14 protein-coding genes are annotated in these 15,908 nt (G+C 36.0%); 7 read left to right on the forward strand and 7 right to left on the reverse strand.

Annotated features, from left to right (window positions below):
- Positions 1–23 precede the first annotated feature (23 nt).
- The 5 genes from CHHT_RS08990 to CHHT_RS09010 are packed head-to-tail and all read right to left on the reverse strand — an operon-like array spanning position 24 to position 5,776.
- The gene (locus CHHT_RS08990) at positions 24–788 is read right to left on the reverse strand and encodes a pseudouridine synthase (RefSeq protein WP_074898808.1); all 765 of its coding nucleotides are present in this window, start codon (positions 786–788) and stop codon (positions 24–26) included.
- Positions 788–1,741 carry a KpsF/GutQ family sugar-phosphate isomerase gene (locus CHHT_RS08995; RefSeq protein ID WP_074898809.1) on the reverse strand — a complete coding sequence of 318 codons (954 nt, stop codon included), beginning with the start codon at positions 1,739–1,741 and terminating at the stop codon, positions 788–790. The genes CHHT_RS08990 and CHHT_RS08995 overlap by 1 nt, the downstream gene beginning before the upstream one ends.
- 23 nt (positions 1,742–1,764) lie before the next feature.
- Positions 1,765–3,738, reverse strand: a complete 1,974-nt coding sequence (locus CHHT_RS09000; RefSeq protein ID WP_034962903.1) for a ribonuclease J — start codon at positions 3,736–3,738, stop codon at positions 1,765–1,767.
- Positions 3,722–4,513, reverse strand: coding sequence for a 16S rRNA (adenine(1518)-N(6)/adenine(1519)-N(6))-dimethyltransferase RsmA (gene rsmA / locus CHHT_RS09005; RefSeq protein ID WP_034962904.1), 792 nt, complete (start codon positions 4,511–4,513; stop codon positions 3,722–3,724). The genes CHHT_RS09000 and rsmA overlap by 17 nt, the downstream gene beginning before the upstream one ends.
- 42 nt (positions 4,514–4,555) lie before the next feature.
- The gene (locus tag CHHT_RS09010; protein WP_034962906.1) at positions 4,556–5,776 is read right to left on the reverse strand and encodes an MFS transporter; all 1,221 of its coding nucleotides are present in this window, start codon (positions 5,774–5,776) and stop codon (positions 4,556–4,558) included.
- Between the two features lie 121 nt (positions 5,777–5,897).
- Here CHHT_RS09010 and hisF point away from each other — a divergent pair, with 121 nt between their 5' ends.
- The 4 genes from hisF (at position 5,898) to CHHT_RS09030 (ending at position 8,650) form a co-directional block, all read left to right on the forward strand.
- Positions 5,898–6,656 carry an imidazole glycerol phosphate synthase subunit HisF gene (gene hisF, locus CHHT_RS09015; RefSeq protein ID WP_034962908.1) on the forward strand — a complete coding sequence of 253 codons (759 nt, stop codon included), beginning with the start codon at positions 5,898–5,900 and terminating at the stop codon, positions 6,654–6,656.
- Positions 6,653–7,192 carry a phosphorylase family protein gene (locus tag CHHT_RS09020; protein ID WP_034962910.1) on the forward strand — a complete coding sequence of 180 codons (540 nt, stop codon included), beginning with the start codon at positions 6,653–6,655 and terminating at the stop codon, positions 7,190–7,192. The genes hisF and CHHT_RS09020 overlap by 4 nt, the downstream gene beginning before the upstream one ends.
- On the forward strand, positions 7,189–8,265 hold the full coding sequence (gene rlmN / locus CHHT_RS09025) for a dual-specificity RNA methyltransferase RlmN (protein ID WP_034962912.1): 1,077 nt from the start codon (positions 7,189–7,191) through the stop codon (positions 8,263–8,265). Before CHHT_RS09020 ends, rlmN begins: the two co-directional genes overlap by 4 nt.
- A 172-nt stretch (positions 8,266–8,437) precedes the next feature.
- Positions 8,438–8,650, forward strand: coding sequence for a hypothetical protein (locus CHHT_RS09030; protein ID WP_034962913.1), 213 nt, complete (start codon positions 8,438–8,440; stop codon positions 8,648–8,650).
- A gap of 10 nt (positions 8,651–8,660) precedes the next feature.
- Here CHHT_RS09030 and CHHT_RS09035 read toward each other — a convergent pair whose 3' ends face one another.
- Positions 8,661–9,623, reverse strand: a complete 963-nt coding sequence (locus CHHT_RS09035) for a pseudouridine synthase family protein (protein ID WP_034962915.1) — start codon at positions 9,621–9,623, stop codon at positions 8,661–8,663.
- Positions 9,624–9,705: 82 nt separating this feature from the next.
- Here CHHT_RS09035 and purB point away from each other — a divergent pair, with 82 nt between their 5' ends.
- The 3 genes from purB (at position 9,706) to CHHT_RS09050 (ending at position 15,128) form a co-directional block, all read left to right on the forward strand.
- Positions 9,706–11,034, forward strand: coding sequence for an adenylosuccinate lyase (gene purB, locus CHHT_RS09040; RefSeq protein WP_034962916.1), 1,329 nt, complete (start codon positions 9,706–9,708; stop codon positions 11,032–11,034).
- Positions 11,035–11,110: 76 nt separating this feature from the next.
- The gene (locus CHHT_RS09045; RefSeq protein WP_034962918.1) at positions 11,111–13,486 is read left to right on the forward strand and encodes a ribonucleoside-diphosphate reductase subunit alpha; all 2,376 of its coding nucleotides are present in this window, start codon (positions 11,111–11,113) and stop codon (positions 13,484–13,486) included.
- A gap of 175 nt (positions 13,487–13,661) precedes the next feature.
- The gene (locus CHHT_RS09050) at positions 13,662–15,128 is read left to right on the forward strand and encodes an amino acid permease (protein ID WP_034962921.1); all 1,467 of its coding nucleotides are present in this window, start codon (positions 13,662–13,664) and stop codon (positions 15,126–15,128) included.
- A 137-nt stretch (positions 15,129–15,265) separates the two neighbouring features.
- Here CHHT_RS09050 and ruvC read toward each other — a convergent pair whose 3' ends face one another.
- The gene (gene ruvC, locus CHHT_RS09055; protein ID WP_034962923.1) at positions 15,266–15,733 is read right to left on the reverse strand and encodes a crossover junction endodeoxyribonuclease RuvC; all 468 of its coding nucleotides are present in this window, start codon (positions 15,731–15,733) and stop codon (positions 15,266–15,268) included.
- Between the last annotated feature and the right edge of the window lie 175 nt (positions 15,734–15,908).

Consider the following 15,908-nt stretch of genomic DNA (forward strand, 5'->3'; position numbering starts at 1 on the left):
CCATTATAACACGCTTTGCTATATTAATACCTAACCCCATTTTGTTTCAAAAAGTCTCTTAAGTCGTCGTATTCGGCGTTTGTAAAGTATCGCCATTTGCCCTCGCCCAGTTGATCTAGGCTAACACGACCGAAGCTAACGCGTTTTAGATCCATAACCTCTAAATCAAAATACCCAAAAAATCTTCTTAATTCGCGGTTTTGTCCCTCGTTTATGATGACTTTTAGCCTTGTATATCCGCCGCTAAAACTGATGATTTTATACGCTAAGAAGGGTTTAAAATCCATAGAAATTTGCTTTGTTCTAGCGTGAGCACCTTTTGTAGCGTCTTTAGCAAAAAAGCCTTCGGTCATAGCAGTGATCACGTTTGGAGTTATCTCGCCTTTGATTTTTAGGTAGTATTCACGTTCTATATCGCTTCCCATAAGGGCTTCGGCGATCGCAGGAGCGTCAGTAAGAAGCAAAAGCCCCTCACTAGCAAAATCCAGCCTACCTATACTTATAAATTTAGAAAATCCATGCGGAAGAGCGTCATATATAGTCTTACGACCACGATCGTCTTTTTTGGTTACTAACTCGCCTTTTTGTTTGTTATACACTATCACGCTAAATTCTTTTTTGAGCCTGATAAGTCTAGAGCCTATCTTGACTTTATCATCATCTTTTACATCCGTAGCAAGGTTGTCTATAACCTTGTTATTTACAGTAACTTTACCGTTTTTGATCAGCTCATCGGCTTCACGACGCGAATAGTTTGTGTTATGTGAAATGAATTTATTTATACGCATTATAGTCCTAAACTTGTTAGATCGTGGATATGTAAAGCCCCGATCGGTTTTTTATCTTTTGTTATGATTAGAATTTGAATTTTATACTCTTCTATGAGTTTTAAAGCTTCATAGGCCAATGTGTTCTCGTCTTCAAGTACTTTTGGATTTTTGGTGGCAAATTTGATAGCTTTATCGTTTATATCAAAACTATCGTTACTAAGAGCGCGCCTTAGATCTCCATCGCTTAAGACTGCTACTAACTCGCCTTTTGAATTTGTTAGTAGTACGCTTCCGAGTTTACCGTGAGTCATAGAATCTATAGCAAATTTAAGACTAACATCATCACTAACGATAGGCAAATTTTCTTTTCGCATCACATCTTTTACTTTTAGATAAAGTCTCTTACCAAGGCTCCCACCAGGATGAAACATAGCAAAATCTTCTTTTTTAAAATCTCTTAGTTTCATAAGACACACAGCAAGCGCGTCACCCAAAGCCAAAGTAAGAGTAGTAGAAACAGTAGGCGCCGCGCCCAAAGGACAAGCCTCACGGACGATATCAAGACTTAAGAACTCATCGCTTAGCATTTCTAAACTTGAGCCGCTTTTTGCCATACCGATTATCTTGATACCGCGTTTTTTGATATGCGGAAGTATGGCTATCAGCTCGTTACTCTCGCCACTAAAACTGATAGCTAACACCGTATCGCCTATGCTTATCATACCAAGATCGCCGTGCATTGCTTCAGTAGGATGTAAAAAAAAGCTAGGAGTTCCAGTACTTGCCAAAGTCGCGGCTATCTTAGCGCCTATATGTCCGCTTTTGCCGACTCCTGTTATGACTAATTTTCCTTTGCACTCATACGCTAAATTTAACGCTTTTTCAAATTTAGAATCAAGCATATCTGCATGTCTTTTTAGCTCATCTGATTCTAGGTTTAAAACCTCTTTGGCCGTACTTAAGATATCCATTTTTTCTCCGTTTAAATTTACTATTACATCAAATACACAACAGGAACGATGGTCGGGTATTTTTTGATCTTTCTAAATATATGTTTTCTGATCACTTGTCTGATCTGGTTTTCTAGCGCTCTTGGATCGTGTAAAAGCTCATCTTTGACATTGCTAAGGAATTGTAAAAGTACCTCTTCCATCTCTTTGCTCAAGTTTTTACTCTGTCTTTCACTAACTAAACCGTGGCTGATGACTCTGTTTTGGATCAGTTTTTTAGCATTTTTGTCGATTTGTGCGATGATCGTTACCATACCTGCTTCGGCAAGTTTTTGGCGGTCTATCACGACATCGTCTGAAATTTGTTTATTTATCTGATTGTCTATGAAGACTTTACCGGTTTTGACTGTTTTTACGCGTTTCATGTATTTTTGACATACTTCTATCTGATCGCCATCGCTCATAAGATAGACATTTTTCTCATCTACTCCGCACGATACGGCTGTTTCTTTATGTCTTACTATATGGTTATATTCACCGTGCACAGGTAAGAAAAACTTCGGTTTGATGAGACGAAGCATAAGCTTTTGCTCTTCTTGGGCTGCGTGTCCACTTACGTGAATTTCGCTAAAGTCTTGATGCGCCACGCTTGCACCGCTTTTTAGTAAATAATTAAGCACCGTTGATACGCTTGTTTCATTTCCCGGGATCGCTTTTGAGCTTATGATTATCTGATCTGTCGGTTTTATCTTGATATATTTATGTTCATCGGTCGCCATTCTATATAACGCACTCATAGTCTCGCCTTGACTTCCGGTGGTGACTATGAGAACCTCATTATCAGGATATTTGCTTACTTCGTTTGCATCGATAAATATCTTTTTATCTAAATTTACGTACCCTAGCTCGATGGCTGTCCAGAGATTTCTCTCCATACTTCTACCTATAACACAAACTTTTCTACCGTGTTTTACGCCACGCTCAATGGCTTGATAAACACGGTGAATGTTTGAACTAAAAGTACTCATAATGACTCTACCTTTTGAAGTAGCAAAGATAGCATCAAAAGTCTTTCCTACGCTACTTTCACTTTTTGTAATGCCCTCTTTATAGCTGTTTGTCGAGTCACTCATCATACACAAAACGCCACGCTCACCGTAATACGCTAAACGGTTTAGATCAGTAGGATATCCATCAATCGGAGTATGATCTATCTTAAAATCTCCTGTGTGAAGTATGGTTCCGGCTTTTGTAGTGATAGCAAGAGCGCTAGCGTCGATGATAGAGTGAGTGATATGGATAAGTTCTATCTCAAAATCTCCTAGCTCATAAGTCTTACGTTTTTCTATCGGACGAAAAAAGCTTCTGAAAGACTTTAGCCCGTGCTCTTCAAATTTATTGCTTATCATTCCTAGTGGAAGTGGAGTTGCATAAAGCGGAAACTGAAATTCTTTGAAAAAATACGGTACCGCGCCGATGTGATCTTCGTGTGCGTGAGTGATGATAATGCCGCGAACTTTTTGTTTTATCTTGCGAATATAATCAAAATCTGGTATCAAAATATCCACGCCGTGCATACTTTCACTTGGAAAGCTCATACCGATATCTACTATGATAGCATCATTCTCAGTCTCAAACACAGTCATATTTCCACCGATCTCACCAAGACCACCGAGCGGAGTTATTTTGATCTTATGCTCACTTGAGTTTAGGTATTTGAGTGGATTTAGTCTTAGCTCGTGACAAGCTTTATTTGCTTCGATGGCAGCTTGCATATCTTTTTGCCAGTTTTCATTACCACTTATTTTGACAGTGTTGTTACTTTTACGTTTTTTCTTTTTGGGTTTTTGAGCTTCTGCTGGAGTCTCTTCACTGCTATTTTCGGCAGGTTTTATGGCGGATTGCTTTTTGAGATTATCTCTGTGATTTTTGTATCTACGTTTTTTATTTACTCTGTCGTTTGCGCTATTTTCGTGACTCGCACCGTTTTCTTTATTTTCTTTATTCTCTTCGTTCATGTTTAGCCTCTTTAAATATTTTTAAATATAAGGCGACACTAAGCTCGTGTGGACGAATAGTTTGAGATATATTTTGATTTTGAAAAAAACTCTCTAACCACTTTTTATCTATCATACTTGATAAATTCTTCAAAAGTGTTTTTCTAGGAGCGCTAAATGCGATCTTAAGAAAGTTTTTGAACTCAAAATAGTCGATATCCAGACTCAAATCTATATTTTTAATAAGTCTTATGACTGAAGAGATAACTTTTGGCGGAGGGTTAAACGCCTCTTTAGGCACATCAAAAAGCAGCTCACATCTACCTTTTAAATTTGCCAAAATAGCTAAAGAGCTAAACTCTTTTTCCCTGCATTCACTACTAAATTTACATGCGACTTCACGCTGTATCATAACCACAAAACCATTGCAGTTTGGATCGTCTATCGCTTTTAGTATTATGTTTGTCGCCACGTAATACGGTAAATTTGCGACCAAAAAATACTCGCTATTGCTTATACTATCCCAAGCATCAAGAGCGTCGCAATTTGTAATACTTATCTTACCGATACTGAGTTCGCTTTTAAATTTTTCTTGCAAAAAAACAAAAAGTTCACTATCTATCTCAAAACAATCAAGCTTACTATTTAGATTAACAAGCTTTTGTGTTAAATCACCTAAGCCAGGCCCAATCTCTACTATGCGTTTAACGCCGTTGGGAATCGCTTGGATGATTTGATTTTTTATATTTTCATCTTGTAAAAAATTTTGACCGAATTTTTTCTTTGCTTTAATCATCGCCCTATACTATCAGTTTTTCACTTATACTTTCATAAAAATTCATCTAAATCTAAGATAAAATGTCTTAAAAACCCACCAAAACACGAGCAAAACATAAACAATACTTCCACATATCACAAGCGACGTACCAGCTCCAAATTCATTTGCTAAAAATCCAGCCGTGATAGCGCCTATCGGAGTCGAACCTAAGAAAAACAGAGAATACACGCTCATAACCCTACCTCTATAAGCCTCTATCGAATTTAATTGTAAAAGAGAATTTATAGTAGAAACACAGATGATAAAGCTAAATCCAGTCATCGCTAAAAACACTCCAGCTAAAAAAATAGTGTTGCTTAACCCTACCAAAATCAAAAAAGTAGAAGCTACAAAAGGCATTATCTTGACTGTTTTATAACTGATATTTTTACTCGTAAATGCCACCCAAAGCGCTCCTAAAAACGCGCCTGATCCTAAAAACGCCATAAGATACGCAAAAGTATCTTCACCGCTTCCAAGAGCGTATTTTGCAAGAGCTGAGATAGTTACATTGTAGTTAGGTATAAACGTTCCGGTGATGAGTATGACCACTAATGGACTGATGAGAATTTCACGCTTTTTTATATAGTGAAATCCCGAGATTATCGACTTTAGTATGCTTTCTTTTCTTCTATTTGTCTTTGAAGGTCTATTTTTTATAAAAAACAAACTTATAAAAATCGCTATAAATGAAGCCGAATTTAGAAAAAAACAAGCTACTAACCCGAATTTTGCCATAACTATACCAGCAAAAAACGGCCCCATTATTCTAGCTGCATTTACCGACATAGAGTTTAGCGCTACAGCGTTTGCTACGTCTTTTTTATCATCGATTAGCTCATATAAAAACGACTGCCTACAAGGTGCATCAAGACAGTTAAAAAGTCCAGTTAAAAACGCCAACACCAAAATAAGCGGATAATTTACAAAGCCAAAAATTATACTAAGTCCAAATGCTAAAGACGTCAAGCACATACCTGTTTGAGTGATTTTTAGTATAAATTTTTTATCGCTTTTATCTAGCAATGCGCCTGAAAACAGAGAAAAAACAAGAAGCGGCAAGAACTGCACTGCAGCTACTATACCGACTAGCGTAGCGTTATTTGTAACTTCAAGCGCCAGCCAAGGCTGAGCGATATTTTGCATCCACGTTCCTGTTTGAGATATCATCATCCCAAACCAGTATAGCCTGAAATTTCTATATTTTAACGCTTTTAAAGGATTTGAAAATTTATTTGACACAGCTTCTTCTTGAGTAAATTTATATTTATTTTATCCAAATATAGGTTAATAGTGATTGAATGCTCTATTTAAGTAAATTTTCTAAGCTTTTATTGTAAAATGATAATAAAAAAGAGTTTTTATGGATAAATTTGCAAAACGTATAATTCCTTGTTTGGACGTAAATAACGGACGCGTTGTAAAAGGTATAAATTTCGTAGGACTTCGCGACGCAGGAGATCCAGTCGAAGTTGCCAAACGATACAACGATGAAGGTGCAGACGAGCTTTGTTTTTTAGATATCACTGCGAGCAGCGACGGCAGAGATACTATCGTACACGTAGTAGAAGAAGTAGCAAAGCAGCTTTTTATACCGCTAACAGTCGGCGGCGGTATAAGAAAAATAGATGATATTTCAAGACTTTTAAACGTAGGTTGCGATAAAGTAAGCCTAAACTCCGCAGCCATTCACAATCCAAATTTGATAAGTGAAGCTGCAAATAAATTTGGCTCACAATGCGTAGTTGTAGCTATAGACGTAAAAAAGGCTGGTAAGAGCTATCACGTATTTATAAACGGTGGTAGAGCAGATACTAAAATCGACGCTTATGAATGGGCAAAAAAAGTTTATGAACTAGGCGCTGGTGAGATACTGCTAACTTCTATGGATAGCGACGGTACAAAAAACGGATACGACCTTGAAGTCACATCTCAGATATCAAATTTAGTCGGTATCCCAGTCATCGCAAGCGGTGGTGCTGGAACTATGGAGCATATCTTAGAAGCATTTAAAGCCGGCGCTGACGCTGCGCTTGCTGCAAGTATATTTCACTATAAAGAGATAGAGATATCAGAGCTCAAAAAATACCTTTTGGCAAATGGTATCGGAGTTAGAATTTGATAGTTTGCGCCGGGCTTAATGAGAGCTTTGAATTTGCCCTTCCAATAGGCGTAGGGATCACAAGCTCGGCTATAAATTTAACTAAAATACTAACTGCAAATAAAGCAGACGAGATAATTTTTGTAGGGACTTGTGGGCTATATAAAGACGGAAATCTTTTAGATATTTATGAGAGTAAAACAGCCGTAAATTTAGAAATTTCATCCTTGCTTGGACTTTCATACTCTCCACTATTTTCTTCGCCGATTGTGCAAGATTTAAAAAATGTTTCTTGTGAAACATTAATAACAAACTCATCAAATTTCATAACAACAAATATAGATATCGCACACAAATTTAGCGAACTCGGACTTTTTATGGAAAATATGGAACTATACTCCGTCTTAGAGACAGCAAAACAGTTTAAAATTCCTGCTCGTGGGATTTTATGCGCTACAAACTTTTGCGAACCTAACGCACATAATGAATTTATAAAAAACCATAAAAAAGCAAAAATAAATTTAGAAAAATACTTGAAAGAAAGAGACATTATATGAGAAATTTACTAGATCTATCTCAAGATGAGTTAGCAAATTTACTATCACCGAAATTTAGAGCTAAACAAATTTATGAGTGGGTTTATAAGAAAAATGCAAGAAGTTTTGATGAGATGACTAACATATCAAAAGATGTTAGAGAAAATTTGAAAAGCGAATTTTACCTTGATCCGCTAACTTGCGTTAGGAGCGAAACCAGCAAAGACGGAAGCATAAAGTATCTATTTAAACTAACTGATGGCAAAACTATCGAAAGTGTTTTACTACCTATGAAAGAGGAAATTTCAAGCGAAGATGGTAGCGTAGAGCGTCACGCTCGTTATACTATTTGTGTTAGTTCGCAAGTGGGATGTAAGATGGGATGTAGCTTTTGCCTAACGGCTAAGGGTGGATTTGTTAGAAATCTCAGCGCCGGAGAGATCGTAGCACAAATTTTGTGGATAAAAAGAGAAAACAACATACCTTACGAACGCAGAGTAAATGTCGTATATATGGGTATGGGCGAACCGCTTGATAATCTTGCTAACGTTAGTAAAGCAGTTAGCATTTTAAAAGACAATGACGGACTTGCTATCGGTGCTAGGCGTCAAACCATAAGCACTAGCGGACTTGCATCTCAGATAAAAAAACTAGGTGAGCTAGACCTTGGAGTGCTTCTAGCTATATCACTTCACGCCGTAACAGATGAGCTTCGCGCAAAACTTATGCCGATAAATAAAGCTTATAATATAGCTGCCGTTATGGACGCTGTGAGAGCTTTTCCTATAGATATGAGAAAAAGAGTTATGTTTGAGTATCTTATAATGGATAAAGTCAATGACAATTTAAGCGATGCAAAAGCACTTGTCAAGCTTCTACACGGTATAAAAGCAAAAGTAAATTTAATACTTTTTAATCCACATGAAGGAAGCCCGTACCAAAGACCAAGCATAGAAAACGTGGAAAATTTCAGAACTTATCTACAAAGTCGCGGTGTAACGTGCACTATTCGTCAAAGTAAGGGACTTGATATAAGTGCTGCTTGCGGTCAGCTAAAAGAGAGAAGTAAAGGAATAGAAAATGACAACGCTTGATATCGCTGAACTTATTTTTATAGGTATAATTATCATTGTGGGATTTGGACTTTTTATCAAAGTCCTATTGGATGAAAAAAAGTAATAAATTTGATAAAAAAATGAATTTATAGAACTTTAAGTATGGGTGTGGATAAATTAAATAACCTATACTTTACAAAAAAAGAAATAAATGAAAAATAAACTTTTAGTTTTATTAACTTTTATCTTATTAGTAGCGACATACGCCAACGCATATGATTATGGTTGCAACTCAAATCAAAACCGTATGCAACAAAACTATGATAATTTTCAAAACGATGTAAGTCGTAGAAATCAACAGATGCAAAGTGTAGGCAAAGATAATTTTTATGACAATAACTTGCCATCAACTCCAAGATGGTAGTAAATTTATATCAGATTTGATCCATATCAAATCTCATCTGTGATTTGATATTATAAATTTGGTTGTTAAATTTAAATACTATCTTTTCAGCGTGGAGCATTAGTCTTGATGCTCCAGTTTTTTTCACTCTATCGCGCTCATTCATCACGCCATCTAAAATTTGCTCTACACTAAATTTATCCAAGCCATAAATCGGATCACCTAAAATTCTATGTTTCATATGAAACAAATGTAAGCGAATTTGATGCTGTCTTCCAGTAAGCGGATAGCACTCAACCAAACTTATATCAAATTTAGGATAATACTTTATGAGTTTTACTACGGTCACAGCCCTTTTTCCTTCCGGGCAAATTTCCATTCTGATTTTTATATCATCATAATCTTTTGTTATATCCATATTTTTATCGATAACAAAACCTTGAATATCATCAAAAAATTCCAGCTTATCTTTAAAATCTTTAAAGTCATTTATACAAAATTTATTAAGTCCGCTACCATCAAATTTACCACTCACAAAAGCTAGATAAGTTTTTGCTACCGCCCTATTTTCAAAAGATTTTTTTAAATTTAACGCAGAATTTACATTTTTAGCTACTACGATAACTCCGCTTGTTTCCTTATCAAGTCTATGAGCGACGCAAGCTTTTTTACCCCACAAAGACCAAATTTCATCACATAAACTATACTCACAATTTCTACCATTTGGATGAGATAAAACTCCACTTGGTTTATCAAATACACCAAATTCATCGCATTCAAATATAGGTTTTAATCCTTTTGGCTCACACTCATAATCTATAAAATAAGCATCTCCGAAAACTGGATCATTTTTACCGCAAATAGCGTCATTTACGAGCAATCTGCCTTTATCGCAAAGCTTTTGAGCTTCTTTCATACTATAACCTAAATTCAAAAAAATCGTGTAGGCTTTTTCTCCACGAAAAGAACCAACTTTAAACTTTTTATAAGCCATTTCTAACCAACATTTCAGCCTTATTTTTGTATAATTCTAACTCAAAAAATTATACAAAAATTATTATAAAAAAGGGTATAAAGTGGTCGAAAGATATGCTAGAAAAATTATGAGTGATAAGTGGAGTATGCAAGCTAAATACGACGCTTGGCTAAAGGTAGAGCTTGCAGCTGTAAAAGCATGGAACAAACTAGGCTTTATACCAAATAGTGATTGTGATAAAATTTGTAAAAATGCTAAATTTGACATAGCTCGTATAAATGAGATAGAAAAAACTACGAAACACGACGTTATAGCTTTTTTAACTAGCGTAAGCGAAAGCTTAGGCGAAGAGAGCCGTTTCATGCATTTTGGTATGACAAGTAGTGATTGTATAGATACTGCCGTCGCACTTCAGATAAAAGATAGCTTAGATCTCATACTACAAGATTCATCAAATTTGATGAACGCTCTCAAAACTCGCGCACAAGAGCATAAAAATACACTTATGGTAGGTCGCAGTCACGGAATTCACGGTGAGCCGATAACATTTGGTTTAGTACTTGCTATATGGTATGACGAGATAAAAAGAGCTTATGAACTTCTAGAACATGCGAAAAAAACCATAAGCGTAGGTATGATAAGCGGCGCTATGGGAAACTTCGCTCACGCTCCACTTGAGCTTGAAGAGCTTGTTTGCGAGTATCTTGGTCTAAGCCCTGCTCCAGCGTCAAATCAGGTCATACAAAGAGATAGATACGCTCAAGTCATAAGTGCGCTTGCCATACTCGCTAGTAGTTGCGAAAAAATAGCAGTTGCGATAAGACACTATCAAAGAACCGAAGTTTATGAAGCCGAAGAGTACTTTAGCCCAGGACAAAAAGGCTCAAGTGCTATGCCTCATAAAAGAAATCCGGTCTTAAGCGAAAATGTAACTGGACTTTGTAGAATGATCCGCTCATACGCTATCCCGGCTATGGAAAATGTAGCTTTATGGCACGAAAGAGACATCAGCCATAGTTCAGTCGAGAGATTTATACTTCCTGATAGCTTCATAACGACTGATTTTATGCTAAATCGTCTTACAAATTTAATCTCAAATTTAGTAGTATATCCAGAAAATATGATGAAAAATTTAAACTTAACTGGCGGACTTGTATTTTCTCAACGCGTCTTGCTTGAGCTACCAAAACGAGAGGTTAGCCGCGAAGATGCTTATAAGATCGTCCAAAGAAATGCTATGAAAGTTTGGGCTGACCTACAAGAAGGTAAAAAAGCCATAGATGAGAACGGACACAGTCTATTTTTACAAAATTTACTAAACGATAGTGATTTAAGAGAAAAATTAAACGAAAATGAGATAAAAGAATGCTTTGACTATAGCTACTATACAAAAAACGTAGATGGAATATTTAAAAGAGTATTTAAATAACACTAAATAATAAAGCTGAATTTATAAACTAAATTTAGCTTTCTTGATAATCAAATTTAAAAGGTCAAACATATAAATGAAAGTCATAAAACGTAACGGAAGAACAGAAGAATTAGATATTTCAAAGATTAAAAAATACACAAGCGAAGCAGTAGCAGGCTTGGACAACGTAAGTCTCAGCGAGCTTGAAGTCGATGCGAAAATTCAGTTTCGTGATAACATCACCACAGAAGAGATCCAACAAACTCTCATAAAAACCGCAGTCGATAAGATTGACATTGATCGCCCAAACTGGACATTCGTAGCAGCAAGACTGTTTTTATATGATTTGTATCACAAAACAACCGGATTTAGTGGATACAACTCACTCAAAGAGTATTTTGAAAAAGGTGAACAAAACGGACGCATACTTCTTGGTCTAAAAGAAAAGTATGACCTTGATGATCTAAACGCATATATAAAGCCTGAACGCGACTTGCAATTTACCTATCTTGGCATAAAAACGCTTTATGATAGGTATCTTATAAAAGATAGAAATGCAAAACCTATCGAGCTACCACAACATATGTTTATGGCGATCGCTATGTTTTTAGCTCAAAATGAGCTTGACTCTCAAGGCTGGGCAAAGAAATTTTACGATTTGATAAGTAAATTTGAAGTGATGCTTGCAACACCTACTTTAAGCAACGCTAGAACCACTAGGCATCAGCTCTCAAGCTGCTATGTCGGAAGCACTCCTGATAATATAGAAGGAATTTTTGATAGCTATAAAGAGATGGCGTTGCTTTCTAAATTTGGTGGCGGCATCGGCTGGGACTGGTGCAAAGTGCGCGCAATGGGCGGAAGTATAGACGGACATAAAAACGCTGCTGGTGGTATAATACCATTTTTAAAAGTTACAAACGATATCGCAGTTGCAGTTGATCAGCTAGGAACTAGAAAAGGCGCGATAGCAGTTTATATCGAGCCTTGGCATATGGACGTAAGCGACTTTTTAGATCTTCGTAAAAACTCAGGTGAAGAGCGCAGACGTGCTCATGAGCTATTTCCTGCTTTATGGATAAACGATCTTTTTATGAAAAGACTTGAAGCGAATGAAAGATGGACTCTATTTGATCCAGCAGATACTCCAGATCTTTGTGATCTATACGGCGATGAGTTTGAAAAAAGGTATTTGGAGTATGAAAAAGATCCAAATATCGCTAAGAGTAGTATGCTAGCAAAAGAGCTTTGGAAAAAGGTACTTACAAACTATTTTGAAACAGGAATGCCATTTTTATGTTTCAAAGATAATGCAAACAAAGTAAATCCAAACGCTCACAAAGGCATCATAAGAAGCTCAAATTTATGTACCGAGATATTTCAAAATACAGAGCCAAATTACTACCAGACAAAGGTCGTGTATAGCGATGGCACTGAGCAATTATTTGATGAGAGTGAAGATATAACCGTAGATGGCGGATATACTAAAAAAGCGAAGAAAATAACAGCGCTTGATCGAATAAACTCAAAAGATATATTTATAGTAGAAAAAGGTATAAAAGAGGGAAAAACAGCCGTTTGTAACCTAGCAAGTATAAATTTAAGCAAGATAAACTCAAAAGAAGATATCGCAAGAGTCGTGCCTATAGCTATAAGAATGCTTGATAATGTTATAGATCTAAATTTCTACCCCCACGCTAAAGTCAAACATACAAATTTAGCTAGTCGTTCGATCGGACTTGGAGTTATGGGTGAAGCGCAAATGTTAGCCGAAAAAGGAATTGTTTGGGGTAGCTACGAACACCTTGAAATAATAGATGAAATAATGGAAAATATCAGTTATAACGCTATCTATGCTTCATCAAATTTAGCTGTAGAAAAAGGAATTTATCCTGATTTTGAAGGTTCAAACTGGAGTAAAGGCATCTTCCCTATCGATAACGCAAACAAAAACGCAAAAGCTCTCGTAAGTAGAGACGGATTATTTGACCAAAATAGCTGCGACTGGGAAAAGCTAAGAGCAAAGGTAAAAAGTGATGGTATGAGAAATGGTTATCTTATGGCTATCGCTCCGACTTCTAGTATAAGTATCTTAGTAGGAACGACTCAAACAATCGAGCCTGTTTATAAACGTAAATGGTTTGAACACAATCTATCTGGAATGATCCCTTCAGTGGTACCAAATTTAAGTCCAGACACTTGGCAGTTTTATACACCAGCTTACGAACTTGATCAAAAGCTCATCATAAAAGCTGGAGCCGTAAGACAAAAATGGATAGATCAAGGTCAAAGCTTAAATATATTTATGAGTTTAGATAAAGCTAGCGGTAGATATCTAAGTGAAATTTATACTCTAGCTTGGAAATTAGGAGTAAAATCCACTTATTATCTAAGAAGCGAAAGTCCAGACTCAAGTCATCTTGATAACAAACCTATGGATAGAAGCGTCGAATGCGAAGGTTGTCAGTAACTAAATTTAAGCTATATTATATAAATTTAATATAGCTTGACTCTATTTTTATACATTTCGTAACATATAAAAATTAAAATCATACACAAAAATTTACAAAAAACCGTTTTTTATCTGAATTTAGATATAATCAAAACTTTATCGAAAATACATAAATTTATTAAAAGGAGTTCTTGTGGATAATCTGCACGAACATAAACTAAAGCGTGGTATGAGCTCACGCCATTTAAATATGATAGCAATAGGCGGAGCTATAGGCACTGGACTATTTGTAGCTAGTGGAAATACGATAGCAACAGCAGGTCCTGGTGGCGCACTTTTAGCTTACGCACTTATCGGTTTTATGGTTTATTTGCTTATGCAAAGCCTTGGGGAAATGGCTACATATATGCCAGTAGCTGGAAGCTTTGAAGAGTATGGAACAAGGTTTATCAGTCCATCATTTGGATTTGCCATCGGTTGGAATTACTGGTTTAACTGGGCGATAACTGTTGCTGCTGAGCTAGTCGCAGCAGCTATAATAATGAAATTTTGGTTTCCAGACGTTCCATCTACACTTTGGTCGGCCCTATTTTTAAGCGTTATCATAATTATAAATTATTTTAGTTCGGGTGCTTTTGGCGAAAGCGAGTTTTGGTTTGCACTTATCAAAGTTTTAGCGGTTTTGGCATTTATACTGCTTGGACTTGCCATGATATTTGGTATTATGAACGGTCATTCAGGCGGTTTTTCAAACTGGACTTTGATCAGCGATAGTGGAGAGTCTGCGCCATTTGTCAATGGCTGGTTTGGAATACTTGCGGTATTTATGGTAGCTGGATTTAGTTTTCAAGGAACCGAGCTAGTTGCAGTAGCCGCAGGTGAAGCTAAAAATCCTGAAAAAAGTATACCAAAAGCGGTAAATGCTATATTTTGGCGAATTTTACTTTTTTATATTTTTGCGATTGCAATTATAGGAACTTTAGTCCCATTCACTGATCCAAATTTACTTAGAAATAATGAAACAGACATAGCTCAAAGCCCATTTACTATGGTATTTGACAGAGCTGGTATAGCATTTGCAGCTAGTGTTATGAACGCAGTCATATTTACGGCTATTTTTAGTGCAGGAAACTCAGGACTTTACTCAAGTACAAGAATGCTTTACGCCCTAGCCCATTCAGGTAAAGCCCCAAAGATATTTGGTAAAACAAATAAAAGAGGCGTTCCTATCTACGCGCTTATAGCTACTGCGATCATCGGAGCGGCTTGTTTTTTTACATCATTTATGGGAGATGGATCGGCTTATAGTTGGCTTATAAACGCTTCTGCGCTTGCAGGTTTTATCACATGGATAGGCGTAGCATGGGCACATTATAAATTTAGAAAAGCTTATATTATACAAGGTAATGATCCTGCAAATTTACCGTTTCGTGCAAAATGGTATCCACTTGGACCGATCATAGCGCTTATTATGTGTGTTATCGTTATCATAGGACAAAACTACGAGTCATTTATGCAAGGTAAAGATATGGTAAGCTTACTTACTAGTTATATAGGACTTTATCTATTTTTAGGAATTTGGTTTATTCATAAAATTATGACAAAATCAAAACCTGTAGATCTATTAAAAGTAGATCTTAGCAGAAATCATCATCTATAAATTTATTAGGCTGAAGTATTTTTTCACTAAACAAGGCGATTTTTAAATTTAGGAAAGAGCAGACTAAAGTGTCCGTTACTGACTAAATTTAAAAATCAACACAGTATAGTAGAAAAAGACAAAGCCAAAAATCCAAATCACTTGACATTAAAACTATGAGTCAAAGCTATAGCTATCGCATCTGTTATATCAAGTGGTTTTATCTCTTTATTGATTCCTAACATCTTTTTTACCATAAAAGCCACCTGTTCTTTTGCAGCCTTTGCTTTACCAGTAACTGCTTTTTTGACTTGAAGTGGAGTGTATTCGCTAAATTCACCGTGAATTTGAAGTATTTTAAGACTAAGAGCGCCGCGAAACTGAGCAAGCTTTAAAACGGTTTTAGGATTATGAGCGTAAAATATATCTTCTATAGCTACAGCGTCTATTTTATGCGATTTAAATATAAGATCTAACCCTTCGCAAAGCTGAGTTATTTGATATTGCAAACTATCTTGTTTTATTTTTATCAAACCTGCTTCTATTAACATTTTTTTATTTCCTACTTTTTCAAGTATTGCATAACCACAATTTCTAGTTCCAGGATCGATTCCTAAAATTTTCATCACATACCTTTTCAACAGTTATTCACATATTATTCACATCGTGAATAACTTAAAATTCTTATTATAATATCATAATTTAACACACATTCGTATAAGCTTAAATTTAAATAGATAAGTGATTTTTAATTAATTTTTAGATAAAATAGTGAATATTTTAATGTAAAAAAGGTAAGTT

Source organism: Campylobacter hyointestinalis subsp. hyointestinalis (assembly GCF_013372145.1).
Classification (GTDB): Bacteria; Campylobacterota; Campylobacteria; order Campylobacterales; family Campylobacteraceae; genus Campylobacter; species Campylobacter hyointestinalis.